The sequence below is a fragment of the Lysinibacillus boronitolerans JCM 21713 = 10a = NBRC 103108 genome, assembly GCF_000772935.1.
Classification (GTDB): Bacteria; Bacillota; Bacilli; order Bacillales_A; family Planococcaceae; genus Lysinibacillus; species Lysinibacillus boronitolerans.
Genome location: NZ_JPVR01000078.1, coordinates 131844 through 147309, shown reverse-complemented (window position 1 = coordinate 147309; position 15466 = coordinate 131844). Strand labels below are relative to the sequence as shown.

Annotated in this window: 14 protein-coding genes; 6 read left to right on the top strand and 8 right to left on the bottom strand. The window is 36.8% G+C overall.

What is annotated here, in order from left to right; all coding sequences use genetic code 11:
* Positions 1-276: 276 nt before the first annotated feature.
* Positions 277-642 carry a hypothetical protein gene (locus tag CD31_RS16200; protein ID WP_036079126.1) on the top strand — a complete coding sequence of 122 codons (366 nt, stop codon included), beginning with the start codon at positions 277-279 and terminating at the stop codon, positions 640-642.
* Positions 643-722: 80 nt separating this feature from the next.
* Here CD31_RS16200 and CD31_RS16195 read toward each other — a convergent pair whose 3' ends face one another.
* Together CD31_RS16195 and pdxR (CD31_RS16190) are read right to left on the bottom strand one after the other, a co-directional pair.
* Complete coding sequence (locus tag CD31_RS16195) at positions 723-1154, bottom strand: DUF2935 domain-containing protein (protein ID WP_036079124.1); 432 nt, start codon at positions 1152-1154, stop codon at positions 723-725.
* A 70-nt stretch (positions 1155-1224) separates the two neighbouring features.
* The gene (pdxR, locus tag CD31_RS16190) at positions 1225-2640 is read right to left on the bottom strand and encodes a MocR-like pyridoxine biosynthesis transcription factor PdxR (protein ID WP_036079122.1); all 1416 of its coding nucleotides are present in this window, start codon (positions 2638-2640) and stop codon (positions 1225-1227) included.
* A 165-nt stretch (positions 2641-2805) separates the two neighbouring features.
* On the opposite strand from pdxR (CD31_RS16190), the gene CD31_RS16185 reads away from it, so the two are divergent.
* The gene (locus tag CD31_RS16185; RefSeq protein ID WP_036079120.1) at positions 2806-3423 is read left to right on the top strand and encodes an FMN-binding negative transcriptional regulator; all 618 of its coding nucleotides are present in this window, start codon (positions 2806-2808) and stop codon (positions 3421-3423) included.
* A 46-nt stretch (positions 3424-3469) separates the two neighbouring features.
* On the opposite strand, the gene paiA is transcribed toward CD31_RS16185, so the two are convergent.
* Positions 3470-3988 carry a spermidine/spermine N(1)-acetyltransferase gene (gene paiA, locus CD31_RS16180; protein ID WP_036079118.1) on the bottom strand — a complete coding sequence of 173 codons (519 nt, stop codon included), beginning with the start codon at positions 3986-3988 and terminating at the stop codon, positions 3470-3472.
* Between the two features lie 125 nt (positions 3989-4113).
* Between paiA and CD31_RS16175 the strand changes: the two genes are divergently transcribed.
* Positions 4114-4716, top strand: coding sequence for a YczE/YyaS/YitT family protein (locus CD31_RS16175; protein WP_016991721.1), 603 nt, complete (start codon positions 4114-4116; stop codon positions 4714-4716).
* 49 nt (positions 4717-4765) lie between these two features.
* On the opposite strand, the gene CD31_RS16170 is transcribed toward CD31_RS16175, so the two are convergent.
* The 3 genes from CD31_RS16170 to CD31_RS16160 form a co-directional block, all read right to left on the bottom strand.
* A complete protein-coding gene (locus CD31_RS16170) occupies positions 4766-5374 on the bottom strand; it encodes a DUF4304 domain-containing protein (protein ID WP_036079116.1) in 609 nt (202 codons plus the stop codon).
* Between the two features lie 171 nt (positions 5375-5545).
* Positions 5546-6961 (bottom strand): amino acid permease, encoded by a 1416-nt coding sequence (locus tag CD31_RS16165; protein WP_036079114.1) that lies wholly within the window; start codon positions 6959-6961, stop codon positions 5546-5548.
* 121 nt (positions 6962-7082) lie between these two features.
* Positions 7083-8285 (bottom strand): MalY/PatB family protein, encoded by a 1203-nt coding sequence (locus CD31_RS16160; protein ID WP_036079111.1) that lies wholly within the window; start codon positions 8283-8285, stop codon positions 7083-7085.
* A gap of 201 nt (positions 8286-8486) precedes the next feature.
* On the opposite strand from CD31_RS16160, the gene CD31_RS16155 reads away from it, so the two are divergent.
* Positions 8487-8951, top strand: coding sequence for a MarR family winged helix-turn-helix transcriptional regulator (locus CD31_RS16155; RefSeq protein WP_036079108.1), 465 nt, complete (start codon positions 8487-8489; stop codon positions 8949-8951).
* Between the two features lie 286 nt (positions 8952-9237).
* Complete coding sequence (locus CD31_RS16150; RefSeq protein WP_036079104.1) at positions 9238-10146, top strand: C40 family peptidase; 909 nt, start codon at positions 9238-9240, stop codon at positions 10144-10146.
* A gap of 127 nt (positions 10147-10273) precedes the next feature.
* On the opposite strand, the gene CD31_RS16145 is transcribed toward CD31_RS16150, so the two are convergent.
* Together CD31_RS16145 and pdxR (CD31_RS16140) are read right to left on the bottom strand one after the other, a co-directional pair.
* On the bottom strand, positions 10274-11803 hold the full coding sequence (locus CD31_RS16145) for a DHA2 family efflux MFS transporter permease subunit (RefSeq protein WP_036079102.1): 1530 nt from the start codon (positions 11801-11803) through the stop codon (positions 10274-10276).
* Between the two features lie 973 nt (positions 11804-12776).
* Complete coding sequence (gene pdxR / locus CD31_RS16140) at positions 12777-14210, bottom strand: MocR-like pyridoxine biosynthesis transcription factor PdxR (RefSeq protein ID WP_036079099.1); 1434 nt, start codon at positions 14208-14210, stop codon at positions 12777-12779.
* Positions 14211-14562: 352 nt separating this feature from the next.
* Between pdxR (CD31_RS16140) and qoxA the strand changes: the two genes are divergently transcribed.
* Entirely contained in the window at positions 14563-15453 is an 891-nt protein-coding gene (qoxA, locus tag CD31_RS16135; RefSeq protein WP_036079097.1) for a cytochrome aa3 quinol oxidase subunit II, read from the top strand.
* Positions 15454-15466 lie beyond the last annotated feature (13 nt).

The window sequence follows — 15466 nt, the reverse complement described above, 5'->3', positions numbered from 1 at the left end:
ATATTGTTCACGTTTTTTCAAGCAACCTCCTTTGAGATCGTAGCATAATAAGGATTGAACAAAATCTAAATAAAGAATAATAACGCCTTTTTTTATAAAAAACCTTTTAGAACATTTAGTTATTATTATTTTGAAAAAACTAATTTTAAAATAATTCTAGAAATCTTTATTAGTAATAAAAAGACCTTCCACATTATTGAAGGAAAATATTAATCATTAAAATTTTTCTAAAAAAATGTTATGATCAGAAAGGATTTTGATTGATGGAGGATTTTGATGAAGGTTGATTTTGAAGAGTTACTAAATGGTGTTTTTTCATCTTTACAAGCTATTGAAGGAGTAAAGTCCGTGGATTCTATTCTTGAAGTACTAAAGGATCGAATTGTTTTCCCTGAGATTACCACTCTGATATTGAACACTAAGTTTGAACTGGTTTATTTATTTAACGAGCAGAAAGTAGTGTTTAAAACATTAAAAGAAGTTTTGATTGATTCAAATTATATAGAAGAAATTAATTTAATCAATCAACATTGTAGTTCAATTGAAAGTATTCTAAATGATTTTGTTAACACAGATACACTGAAGAATTATTCTTTAAGTCTCCTTTCCTTTAAGTATAAAGAGAAAATTCCGAATAGTTAATATTGTGATGGTAATAGCGGTCAAAAAATGGAGTATGGCAAGTGTCCTATTTCCAAACTCCATTTTCTAGACGCTAAGATCTAGTATTTCTGTTGATACAAAATGGTTTGAGCGATTCCGATAAAATATTCGGATTCTACAATGATATGATTTAATACAACTTTAGCTGTCGGATTGGCGCTTATCGGTTGACTTTCTTGCATAAGCGTTCGGCAAAACTGGATAAATTGATCACTCTGTTGAAGACAGAAGGAAGTCAGCTGTAAAATATCCTGAAATAAAGCTGGTGAAACTTGTCCCTGTGAACGATTGACGGTTTCTATATATCTTACAACTTGCTGATGTGTTTGAGCGAAAGCCTTTTCCCATTCCTTTAACGCATCGACATATGACTGCTCCAAATCTTTAACAAGCTCTCTTATTACTACTGTATGCTCTTCTTCTTGGTGCTTCCAAAATTCAGCTTCATCTAATACACGTAATGGCATTTGATTGCCATAATAAAATTGCATGAAAATCCCCCTCCCACTTATCTCTATTATGTATATACAAGAAATGTGGAAATAGAACTTTGAAAGAGATTCACGTCATAGTAGAGCTATTAAACCAAGCATGGTTTAATAGCTTAATGCCCATGGCTATCTCATCTTCCGCCAGATTAGCAAACCCCAATAATACCTTAGCGGGCTGTACGAACGAGGGATTTGCATAAAAAATGGATGTTGGGTAGACCTTAACGCCGGCCATCTTTGCTGTATTAATCAATTCCTCTTCAGTCATCTTATTATTTGGTTCAAGTAAAATATGTAAGCCACTGCTGGCCCCATATATTTTCCCATTTTCCCCGAAAGTTTGATGAATGGACTTTACTAAAGCCTCATATCTTCGCTTATAACTATTCCTTGTTTTATTCAAGTGTCTCTCCCAATACCCACTCTCTATAAATAGCTGTAACGTATGCTGGTGGAGTCTGGACACAGTTTGAACATAGTAATTGTTCTGATGAAATAAATCCATTAATTTTCTTGGTAATATCATATAGCTTAGCTTAATGGATGGAATCAAAGATTTTGAAAAGGTGCCCATATAGATGACGCGATCACTCGAATCTAATCCCTGTAGAGCAGGAATCGGTTTTCCAGCATATCGAAATTCCCCATCATAATCATCCTCGATGATATAGGCATCTTCTTCCCTTGCCCACTCTAGTAATGCTAATCTTCTTGAGATCGGCATAACCGTTCCAAGTGGAAATTGATGGGAGGGTGTGACATAAACGGCCTTAATGTTATTTTTTCTTAATTGATCGATATGAATACCATGCTCATCAAGAGCGATTGGTTTCACCTTTATACCATTATCTTTAAACAGGTAACGAACGCGATAATAACCTGGATCTTCCATAGCAAAAAGCTCATTTCGTCCAATTAGGTTACATACGATACCTAGCAGAAACTGCAAGCCTGCCCCAATAACAATTTGCTCTGCACGACATTGCACCCCTCTAGCCTCATAAAGATAGCTTGCCATATAATTTCTTAATTCCAGCTCTCCCTGTGGATCTCCATATAAAAGGAGTTGAGCCTGTTCTTCATCAAGGCTCTGCATCGATAATTTACGCCATATTTTAAAGGGAAACTCTTTTAAATTAATATCCCCATAATTAAAATCGTACTTAATTGCTGGTCGGTCTTGTTTCTGCTGAGTCGCTAATTGTGGCTTAAAATGCTGAGGGTCCCCTTGAAAATAACCTTTTTCAAGATCAACTACAAATAGTCCCTTTCTTTCTCTACTAACCACATAGCCCTCTGCAAGGAGCTGCTGATAAGCTGCATCTACCGTGTTGCGACTAATTTGTAAATGTTTAGCTAGACTACGTTGAGACGGCAATTTGCTTTGAGCTCTTATCTTTCCATTTTGGATTTCGGCTTTTATATAGTTATATAATTGAAGGTAAAGTGGTTCCTCATTATTCAGATGTGGGGTTATTTCGAGCATATTCTTGGCTCCTTTAGAAATAGCTTTATTGGCACTTTAAAGAGGTGCCAGTGATTGATTATAATAAAATTTACATTGTTGAGTAGAAAATGTAAAGACGTGCCTACACAATTATTTGTTTATTCGAAAAACTTGCGATGATTTTATGTATAAGGAGAGATTTCCATGTATGTTCCTAAGTATTACAAAGTATCGGATTTAGAAGAAATCAAAGAATTTATTCAACATAATTCCTTTGCAACAATCGTTTCAATTCGAAAAGGTAAGCCTATTGCAGCCCATATACCCGTGTTGCTGAAAAAAATCGAAGGTGACTATTATCTGACTGGTCACTTAGCCTATGGTAACCCTTTATGGAAGACCTTTGAGGAAGTACAAGACATTCTCGTGATATTTAATGGTCCACATGCTTATATCTCTTCCTCTTGGTATGAGCAAGAAAATGTGCCAACCTGGAATTATCAAGCTGTCCATATATATGGAAAGGCCAGTCTGATTGAAGGAATAGCTTTAGAACAAGATTTGACTAGCTTACTTGAAAAATATGAGTCATTCCGTGAAAATCCTGTTTTATGGGATAAACTATCTCCTGAGCTTTTGCAGCAAGAAATGAAAGGAATAAAGGGGTTTAAAATAAAGGTGGAAGAAGTGCAGGCAGCCTATAAATTAAGTCAAAATCGGAATGCTAGTGATTACGCAAATATTATAAAGGAACTTTATAAAGAGGAAAATCCCCATGCTGATGCGGTGGCTGAGGCCATGAAGAAAAATAGAAGCAATTAAAACAGCAGGCAGAAATGTTGAGAATCAACGTTTCTGCCCATAAAATTTAGGCAAGTGTTTTCGTCATGATAAGATCAATTTGTTCTTCGTCACCCATATAAAATGAGTGGGCGCCGGTTTGGACAAAGCCTATTTTCTGATAAAAACCGATGGCACTGTCATTTTTCTCCCAAACCCCTAACCAAATGCTTTTTTTGTTTTGAGCCACAGCCTCCTCTATTGCTTTATTCATAAGGTATTTGCCAAGCCCTTTTCCTTGATATTGATGTCGAACATAAATTCTCTCCACCTCTAATGAATCATCTCCCATTCGTTCGGATTGTGCTTCATTGACATTTACTTTTAAATAGCCAGCTATTTCTTCCTCATAATAGATAAAATAGAATGCTGAATCCAAATTGGCTAATTCCTTCTCTAGCTGCTGCTCCTGAAAGGCACGCTCTAAATAAGCCTTCATGTTTTCGGGGGAGTTCTGATCTTTAAATGTATCATTGAATGTTTCAATACTTATTGCTTGAAGCTGTTTTAAATCTGCGTGCTCACACTTCTTTAATTTAACAGACATTGATTCCACTCCTTTTCGTAACTCTTTCTAGAATTTATATTGCAAATGCAATAAAAAGAGTATATAGTCAATTTATCGCAATTTTGTTGTATTTGCAATAAAAATATCAGGAGGAGGTCTTTTAGTTGAAATATATCTTTTATGTAGTGGGCATTTTAATTTTAACGCTAGGTATTTCGCTCACAATTCAATCTAAACTCGGCACCTCACCTTTCGATGCGCTTCTAGTAGGCTTATCTAAAAATGTGGGGCTAACGGTCGGTAGTTGGGAAATCATCTTAGCACTCCTATTAATAGGTAGTAATTCCCTATTAGCTAGAAAAAAGCCTGAAATTTTAGGGTTGATCACCGCATTGATCACGGGCATAGGGATTGATATGTGGTTATTTTTATTACACGATGTAGTATCCCCAGATATTTTGTTTAGCCAAGCGGTCTGTTTTACTACTGGTTTAGTTATAGTTGGGTTAGGAACGGCGACTTATTTACATACAAATTTTGCACCAATTCCTGTAGATCGACTTACTTTAATTATCAAAGAATTAACTAGAAAAACGATTTTTTTCTCAAGAACTCTTATTTATCTTTTATTTTTCATGTTGGCTATCTTTTTTAATGGTCCAATCGGTGTCGGTACATTATTAACCGTTTGCTTCGGTGGCTATATCCTCCATTTTTTTATGCCGATAACTGGAAGAATACTAGATAATATATTGAATAAATCCTAACTTATAAAACTAGTTACTCGCTCAACAATAAATTCTGGTTTTGTGATGCCTAATCTTCCTCAAGTTCCACACCGTATTGATTGAAAATGGCTTGGTATTTATTTTGAAAAATGGACCACCTCTGTTCGGTTCCATACTTCTTCTGCAATGCATTATAATAGAGCTTTGCTGTTGTTACATCATTGGCTTGTAATAAAAAATGAAAACTTTCTTCGCCCAAGTGCAAAAATGGCCCTGCAATATAATAATCAACAATGGATCTTGCACTTGTCATCGTTTCATAGAAACTATGAACCTCCTCAAACCCCAGCAGCAGTATGTTTGTTAATTCGTCCAAATTTGTAGTGGCTGTGATGGAAAATCGATCAGGTGCGTCTTCGACAATGGAGCTAATCCTTGCTCGAAAGTGACATGCTGCTTCTTTGGGTGCTGTCACCATTTCTCTTGATTGTAGCTGTGCTAGCTCTGCTGCATATATCCCACAGTTCACATAAAACATCATCGTATCGACTGTATTACCAGAAGATTTTTGGAAATTGATCAGATAGATAAGGTTTTCGGTTGTTCGATAGAAATTCAATCCTTTCTTTTTGTAGCCTCGCTTGATTAGAAATGGCTTGATGTCCTGTTTTATTAATGCGTTAAAAATCTGCTGCAATGGAATACCTCCTTCTCGTTTAATATTAATTCGATTAATATCTCCTGTTGGACCTATTTATTTCTATTATAGTTTAACGTATCCATTGCTCAAAAATACATAAAAAACCATTAAGGCGAGCAATTTTCCTTAATGGTTTTGTTCTATCTGACAATCAATGTTTTTGAAGTGCTAGGGTACTAACTTCTCTTGAACATTCTCCGGTTCTTTTATTTTTATACTACTGATTTTATAGGAAATAAACAATATACATATCCATACTGGAGCTACATAAAGGGCAACTCTTGTATAGGGCATAAAAGCCATAATGACGATTATAGACAGCATAAATGCAATGGCAAAATAGCTAGAATATGGCCAAAACGGCATTTTATATGAGAGATTCCCCACTTCCCCACTGTTTATTTTAGCTTTTCTAAATTTCAATTGACTAAATAATATGGACAACCAATTAGAAATTAATCCAACTACAACAATTGTGGAAAAAATTTCAAAAGCGGAAGCTGGCATAATATAGTTCATTAAAACACCGAACAGCTGGGTCGCAATAACTATCAGTAGACTGATAAAAGGCACTTTATTTTTGTTTAATTTACTAATAATTGAAGGAGCCTTCCCTTGTAAGGATAAGCTGTACAGTACACGGGTAGCAGAATAAATACCACTATTGAGCGCAGAAATCGCTGCTGCAATGATCACTAAATTGATAACTGAGGCGGCTCCAGGAATCCCTATTTTTTCGAAGACTGTGACAAATGGACTTCCGTGCTCACCAATTCCACTCCAATCAAAGAGAGAAACCATAATTGTAATAGCGCCAACATAAAAAATGAGAATTCTCCAAAAGACACCATTAATCGCCTGCGGGATGGTTTTTTTCACGTTCCCAGCTTCAGCAGCAGCTACACCAACAATTTCAACCCCACCAAAGGCAAAAGCTACTAAAACCAAGGACAAAATCCAGCCTTTCACCCCTAGTGGAAATAGCCCTCCATTATTTGTTAGGTTATCGAATCCTACAGGTTGTCCCCCATTTCCTATACCAAACAACAGCATAGCTCCACCGAGGATAATCATGCCAATAATTGCGATAACTTTTATGAGTGACAGCCAAAATTCGATTTCACCATATGCTTTAACAGATAAAGTATTAATAAGAATGACTAAACAAAGTACAAAGAATGCAGAAACCCAAACTGGGAAATCAGGCACCCAAAACTGAATGTAATGTCCGATAGCTGCATATTCAGCCGCACTGCCGGCCGCCATTGTTAATAAGGCTGTCCATCCAAGGTAGTAGCCCGTAAAAGGAGAAATGTATCGACTAGCATATGTCACATATGAGCCTGATATGGGCTCCTCAACCGTCATTTCGCCTAGTGCTCTCATAATAAAATAAATTACTATTCCAACGGCTAAATAAGCAAATATAATCGATGGTCCAGCTGATTGAATTGCTCCTGTAGCACCATAGAAGAGACCGACACCGATTGCTCCGCCGATTGCTATCATTTGAATATGACGATTCTTTAAACTACGACTTAAGCTTTCATGTTCAAGGGTTGGTTTTTCATTCTTATCAATCATATATTACCTCCTGGTTAAATAAGGTTAAAATGCATTATGAGTGACTAAATTTAATTGATTGAATATTCTGTTATTTTGGAGTAGACGACGTTCTCTTTATCAAATATTTAAAATGATTTCCTTATACTGCAGCAGTGTGAATATCTTCAAAAGCGCCTACTATTCTTTCAAGTGCTTCCTTGATGATGGGCCTTGGTGATGAGATGCAGATTCTTTGATAGTGCAAACCTTCCTCCCCAAACAGATGGCCATCCTCTAAAAGAACATTCGCTTTATTATAGATACGATAATGAACTTCTTCTGGTAATAGTCCATAGCCACTAAAGTCTAGCCACATCACATATGTTCCTTCGGGAATAGTTACTTTTACAAGAGGTAAACGTTGTTCGATAAAGACTTTCACCCATTCCATCGTATCATCGATATAGTCCTTCAGCTGCTCTAGCCAATCTTCCCCTTCGTTGTAGGCAGCAATTAGCGCAGCGATGGTAAATGGGGATGGTAGTTGCATGCCCATCGTCTCAGTAAATTTTTCTCTTAACCTCAAGTTAGGAATGATTAAATTAGTACAATGCAATCCTGCTACATTAAAGGTTTTGTTAATAGCTGTACATGTAATAATATGACTAACTTCATCCACAGCTTTGGCAATTGGGATAAATGTTTGGCCACGTCTTATCAAATCCCCATGAATTTCATCCGCAATGATTAATACATCATTTTCAACACAAATATCTGCTAGCTTTTGCAGTTCATCTTTCGTAAAAATTCTTCCTGTTGGATTATGTGGATGACAAAGTATGAACATTTTCGTGCTTCCATCTTTTGCTTTCTCTTCAAAATCATCAAAATCGATTGAATAATAGCCATTCGTATCACATTGAAGGGCATTATTGATTACTTTTCTTCCGTTTCCCTCTATCGCGGCTGTAAAAGGTGGATAAACAGGCCGTTGTATAATGATGCCATCTCCTTGTTCAGTGAAAGCTCTAACTGCAATATTTAAAGCATAAACCGTTCCTGGACAATACACGATTTCCTCTGCACTAATCGCCCAATCATGTCTTGTCTTAAACCAATGTTGAATCGCTTGGAAATAAGCTGGAGGACACACTGAGTAACCAAAAATTCGATGCTCCACTGTCCTATGCAAAGCATCAATCAATGGCTGTGGTACTGGCAAATCCATATCAGCTGTAAACAAGGGCAATGTCTCTTCATCATATCTCGTTGTATAACCAATTTCTTTTATTAAATCACCACCGTCCCATTTTAAGGAATAAGTTTTCCTACGGTTTATGATTTCATCAAAATTATATTTCATTTTAAGTACTCCCCTCTTCTGATTAAAACGCTTTCAAGACGTTTGTAAAAAATAGTTTAGCACCTAAACTATTCATCGTCAACGTAAAATTCAGAATTTTTAAACATCTACTTTCAACTTTCTCACTGGTTGTGAAGAGTTTGTGGAATGCAATATGGTATAATAATGGAAACTAATAAAAAATGTATAAAGGTGAAATAAATGACTAGAGATGAAGTTTTTTTTGAGTTGATGGAATCGATTTACGAAGTATCTCGTATAACAAGTATCTATGAAAGTATACCAAGGAAATACGGTACAGATGATGAGCTGTATATGGTAGAAGCGCATACGATTAATTTAATTGGGGACAAAATAAAAACGAATACATCAGAGCTTACTCAGCTGACGGATAAAACTAAAGGTGCTATCTCACAAATGGTCGATAAGCTGGTGAAGAAAGGCTTAGTGTTAAAATATAAAAACCCGGCCAATAATCGAGAGGTCATTATCGAATTAACCGAAAAAGGTCAGCAAGTATATGAATACCATAAAGCGCTAGATAAAATGGAATATGCCAAAATATTAAATCGACTAGATGAATTTTCTACAGACGATTTTGAAAAATTTATTAAAATCTCCTCTATCCTTAGTGACATAACGAGAGAATCACTTAAAAATAAATAATGATTAAAAAACCGTTATTTTGGAAAGCCACTATTAAAATAACAGTTTGTTAATTGGATAAAACGTTTAAATTAACACTTATGTCCCTATAAACCCATTAATTTCATATATTTTTAGTAAAATTGCCCATTATTATTGCAAAAGTTTTACACAATTAAAATTAAGGTTTCAATTTTGGTGTTGAGGGGTAATCGGTAATATTATTGAAAAATAACTCTACCCTATTTCATGCTATTCTTACTTTAGTTCAAAAAGGCGAAAGCTTTTTGAAAGGAGTAAGAATGAATTGAAGAAAAAATGGTTACTACCCATTTTCGCATCGTTTATGTTCTTTACAGGTATGGGTATTCATGATGCGAAAGCGGCAACAATAGCAGATATAACAAATACAGCAAAAGCATATATTGGAGCTCCCTATAAATATGGAGGAACGGATATTAAAACAGGTATTGATTGCTCAGCATATACACAATTAGTCTACTCTAAGCTAGGCATTTCATTAGAGCGTACATCTAAAGCTCAATACCAGCAAGGTACTTCGATCTCAAAAGACAATTTAAAAACAGGTGATCTCGTATTTTTTAATACTTCTGGTAACGGTGTTTCACACGTTGGTATATACATAGGTGACAACAGTTTCATCTCAGCTACTACTAGTTCTGGTGTTAAGGTAGATTCAGTCAATGACCCTTACTATTGGGGTTCACGTTATGTAGGGGCAAAACGTATTGCCAGCTTCTCTGATTATGGAGAGGTAAAAGATGCAGAAATTGACTTTAGCATTTATGCATCACGTGGAGAGGTAGCTCTTCGATTAGCTAATAAATTACATTTAGATACGAGTAATACGAATTCAAGTTTCCCAGATATTAAGCCATCGTCTAAATATGCAGGTGCTGCAGAAGCACTTAAAAAAATTGGTGTTTTTACGGGTGATGATAATGGGAAATTCAATCCTGGTTCTCCGATGACACGTGGGCAACTATCTAAAGTTTTAGTGGAAGCATTTCATTTAACTCAGCAAGGTACAGCTGAACAATTCATTGATGTTCCAGGCTCGCATTGGGCAAATAATTATGTAGCGATCCTTGCTTCGAATAAAGTGACTGTAGGTAAAGGTGACGGCACTTTCGGTGTAAACGACAATGTCACATTAGTTCAATTAGAAGCCTTTATCCAACGATTAGCTCAATAACTACTAGAAAGGTGTTTCATCTATAGATGAAATGCCTTTTTTCATTCTTCCTAGGTTTCCCCACCTCTATATAAAATTTCTTAAGAAAAAACGGGCGTTGCTAAACTGAAGCAACACCCGTCTACTATTATTCCTCTACTTGTTTTCCAGCAGCTTCCCCACCTGTGTGATTATCATAGTTAGGCTTAACTCGCTTAATAAAGAAGGCAAGTATCAGTGCGATGGCCGCAATCAATGTGGAAAGGAAGAAAGTATAATTGATGCCATGTAGCATGGCTTCGTTTAAGATTTGCTGTTTTAATTCGCTAGCAGATTGTGTCGTAGCCTGTGCTGCATTGGCACTCATATTGTTCATCGCACCTGCAGCCAGTTCCTCTGCCTTCGCAGTTGTTTTATTGTTCATGATTGTAATCAGCACCGCAGATCCAATCGCACCAGAAACCTGCTGTAATGTGTTGTTCATGGCAGTGCCGTGTGGATTATTGTGTGCTGGTAGCTGATTTAAACCATTTGTCATCACGGGCATCATTACCATAGACATCCCAAACATACGTAATGTATACAGCAGCACCAATGTAGAATAAGCTGTATCCATGCTAATTTTACTGAAGTAATACGTCGTTACAATGGTAATGATTAAGCCAAATATAGCCAAGCTTCTTGCCCCATATTTATCAAAGAGCTTCCCTGTAATCGGCGACATAATCCCCATTACAATAGCACCAGGTAGCATGAGCAGACCTGAATCCATTGGTGAAATACCACGAATGGTTTGGACGTAAATCGGCATTAAAATCATAGCCGAGAACATCGCCACAGAAATAACGATGGAGATGGCTGAGGATAAGGCAAACATCGGATATTTGAAAATGCGAAACTCAAGCATGGGCTCATCCATTCGTAGCTGACGAAGGGTAAACGTAATTAATGCAATTGTCCCAATAATAATAGTTCCATATACAAGGATATGATCCCATCCTTTTTCACCTGCGGAACTAAAGCCATAAAGCAAGCCGCCAAATCCAATGCTTGATAGAATAAGAGAAATCACATCGAGCTTAATGGCACGTTGTGGTGTCACATCCTTTAATTTAAAGGCTGCAAAAATTAAAGTTAAAATGGCAATTGGCAGCACAAGATCAAATAACATTCTCCAGCTGTAATGTTCGATTAACCAACCAGAAAGCGTCGGGCCGATTGCTGGAGCTGTAATCATGACAAGACCGAACATCCCCATTGCAGCTCCTCGCTTTTCAACTGGAAATGCAGTTAGCATCACATTCATTAATAAAGGCATCATGATCGCTGAGCCTGCAGCTTGGATCATACGTGCTGCTAATAACACACCAAATGCAGGTGCAATACTAGCTAGAAATGTACCTAACGTAAACAGAGCCATCGCTGTAATAAATAATTTTTTATCCGTAAAGCGTTGAATGAAGAACGCGCTGGCAGGAATTAAAATACCGTTAATAAGCATATAGCCTGTTGAAAGCCATTGTACTGCGGTGGCTTTCACATCGAATTCGTCCATAATGGCTGGTAGTGCAATGTTGAGTAATGTCTCATTTAAAATAGCAACAAAGGCCCCGATAAATAAAATGGCAATCATGCCATATGGCGCTTTTGTCTCAACTGAAATGGTTTTCTCTGACATATCGTATCAGTCCTACTTTCTTTATCTTTTTCAATTTCATTCACATGTTTGGAAGCCATTTGATGGTCTCAAAGAATGGAGCTTCTTCGTGTGTTTGTTCCCCCAATCTGCTGTTTTGCCCCTGCTAATTTCATCGCAACCACCCCTCAAAAAAATAAAATTAAAATTGTTGACGACACAATAGAGTGTATTGTATAATTAAAATAGGGATAATGCGCGGTATAATAATTATACAGTGTCTATCTCTATAAATTTATCACAAGACTATACATATTTCAATGTATTTTTCATAAATTTTTTCTCAAAAAGTCGCTCCCTGAACTACAGGAATGCGACTTTTTTTTGACGTTATTTTTTTAAATAATCCTTCCCTAGTTCATTCGTAAATGGTAGTGGCGATTATGCGAAACACTAATGATAGTTCCACCAAATTGTCTTCTTGCATTACAACTACTTTTAATGACAAAAAGCAGCCACCTAGCATCGATTGAATAGCGAGACTAAGTGGCTGGATGGTGTTTTTTTAACTAAGATTTAAGTGTCCGTATAGAAGGGGTGCCTATTTCCCAACTATACCTTTGTGGGAATTAAAATATAATAAGGTGTGACTGCCTTGATGTTTTCTCATCAGCAGCCGAAAGCTAACGATTGAGACTGCTTGAACAGGTAAAACTGAGAAAATAACGATACTTGTTGTGAATTTTTTAAATCTCTTGATTAAAGTGTTTGCCTATTTTTATAGCGAATCAAGTGAACTACCTCTTCACTGATATCTTTCTGTCCTATCACCTTCCAGATCATAAAAAATTTCATTACTTGTGTGAATAATTGTGAATCCATCCACACTGCCATGATAGTAGTTAGCCTTGATGGATAGTTGTTATCCATGACTCTATCTTAAATACTTTCTAGCGAATTTAAACCATCCACTTAAGCACTTTCTTAACCGTCCACTTGGCTATAATTTACAAAATTACTGGAAGCTATTTAGAGCTTGTGCAAACCTTTTAATCCCTTCATTGATTGAATGAACATCCTCCCTTGCGTAAGTGAAGCGGACAAAACCCTTTTTGGAGCCCATCGTAGATCCAGGAACATAAATGACGCCTCGCTTAATGGATTCCTCAAGTAATTGCGTTTCGTTATATTCCTTGAGAACATGACACCATAAATGAATCCCACCTTGAGGAATGGAAAACGTCACTTCGTCCTTTAAATACATATCGAGACTCTGTACAATGGTATCTCGTCGTGTTTCTAATTCCTTCACTAAATGCTTAATATGCAAATTAAAATTAGGGGACTCTAAAAAATCATTGGCGATCCATTGCGTGAAACTAGAATGCCCAAAGTCAATTTGCTGCTTGGCATCGGATAGTCGTTCAATTACAGACGAAGGACCAACAATCCATCCTATTCGTAAGCCTGAGGCTACAATTTTGGACAAAGAGCTAATATATAAAACATTGCCGTTTTTATCGAGCGATTTAAGCGTAGGCATTTTATCCCCCGAAAAAGCTGTTAGGCTATAGGGGTCATCTTCTACTACTGGAATACCTAGCTTAGAGGAAATGTCTAGAATAGCTTCTCTTTTCTTCAAATCTAAGGAAGACCCCGTGGGATTTTGAAAATCAGGATTTAGAAAAATCATTTTAATTCGATGTTTTTTATATAATACTTGCAAATCATCCGGGTTAATGCCATCCTTGTTGACAGGAAGATAATGGATGTGTAAGCCTGCTGTTTTAAAGATTGGTAGATTAAAGTTGTAAGAAGGATCTTCTATGGCGACTGCATCTCCAGGCTTTAACAGGCATTGGACAATCAAATGTAGGGCTTGCTGTGCTCCTGATGTAATCAGTATGGAGGAAGGCTTTGTCTCAATTCCCCTACTGTTTTTGATATGCCGTGTAAGGGTTGTCCGTAATATGTCACTCCCTAAAGGATGATCATACCCAAGGCTACCGATAAATGAACGCGTTGCGGTAATTTCTCTTAAGGCGCTTTTTGGAAAAAGATCCTCTGATAATTCGCCAGTAGCTAGATTAATTAATTTATGTTCAATAGCCTCTTTTCTAATTTTTTGAGTAACAGGAAGGTTCGGTAAAAAGGAACCTGCCTCGATATAGCGATTCCAGCTAGGAATTCGTTTCCTCGTAATACCCCAGATGTCTTTGCTAATGGTTGTGCCACTTCCACGATTTCGTTCAATCAGCCCCATTGCTTCCAATTCATCGTATGCACTAACTACCGTACTTCTGTTTACACTCAAAGCGTTTGCTAAATAGCGCTCAGATGGTAAGGGCTTATCGGGCGGGAATGTCCCATCGGCAATCCCCTTTTCAATGTATTCTGCGAGCTGCTTATAAATCGCTTTTTTTACTGTTCGATCAGGTTTCCAATCCATGTTTACTCACCTCAGTTATGCCTTATCCTTTCTTAGCTCTAGTCAATAAGCTAAAAAGACAATCATACTATAACAATATTTGAAACTAACCATCCATTTCCTTATTACTTTCACCATCCACTTTCAATTTCAATCCATTCTAATTAATAAAAGCCCTTACTTGATGCGCATTTCCATCTTTAAAATTATACTAAAATTATTTTTCTCGTTTGAGAACATTCTGTGTTATCTTGGAAAACGCCTTGTCTTTCAAAAGAAGTGCCCCTATTATAAAAATCAATTGTGAATCGAATTCCATACAAACCTGTAGTAGCCTTTAGCACTTCAATGAAACAGTTAAAGGGGTTTGTTTATGAAAAAAAGTTGGCTCAGATTAATTGGTCTTTCCACTATTGTCACTATGCTAACGGGCTGTGACCCATTATTAGTATTAGATCCAAAAGGACCTCAAGCTCAAGTGCAAGCCAAAGATATTATGCTATCGATAGGGATTATGTCCTTTATCGTACTCATTGTTTTTGTGTTGTTGGCTTATATGTTAGTGAAATTTCGTGCATCTAAGCAAAGCCCTGACTATAAGCCTCCCCACATTAAAGGGAGTACAAAGGTCGAAATCATCTGTGTAGGTATACCTGTTTTAATTGTAGCGTACCTATCCTTTATTTCTGTTGAAAGTAACTATAAGGTTGAATCTACACCAGAGAAATACAAACAGGAAGAGCCGTTAATCATTTATGCTTCAACATCGAACTGGAAATGGCATTTTAGCTATCCAGAGGAAGATATTGAAACGGTAAATTATTTGTATATTCCTGCAGAGCGTCCTATCGAATTTAAACTTTATTCTTACGGACCGATTACAAGTTTCTGGATTCCTCAACTGGGTGGTCAAAAATATGCAATGGCCGATATGGTGAATACATTGCATCTGGCTGCGGATTTACCTGGGGAATATATGGGGAGAAATGCAAACTTTAATGGTAAAGGGTTCGCTGAAAATACGTTTAACGTAACAGCAGTGACTCAGGATGAGTTTGATGATTGGGTGAAGGAAGTAAAAGCAACAGCTGAACCATTAACAGAAGAAAAATTTAATACGTTGCTAGAACCAGGACACGTTGGCCAATCAACCTACACGGGTACACATTTAACATTCCTGCCAGCCCCTGAGGGTGAAAATGGTGGACATCAGCATGGCACATCACACATTAAAGATCATGCTTCTCAACAAAAAGATCATTAATTAAAAGGAGACA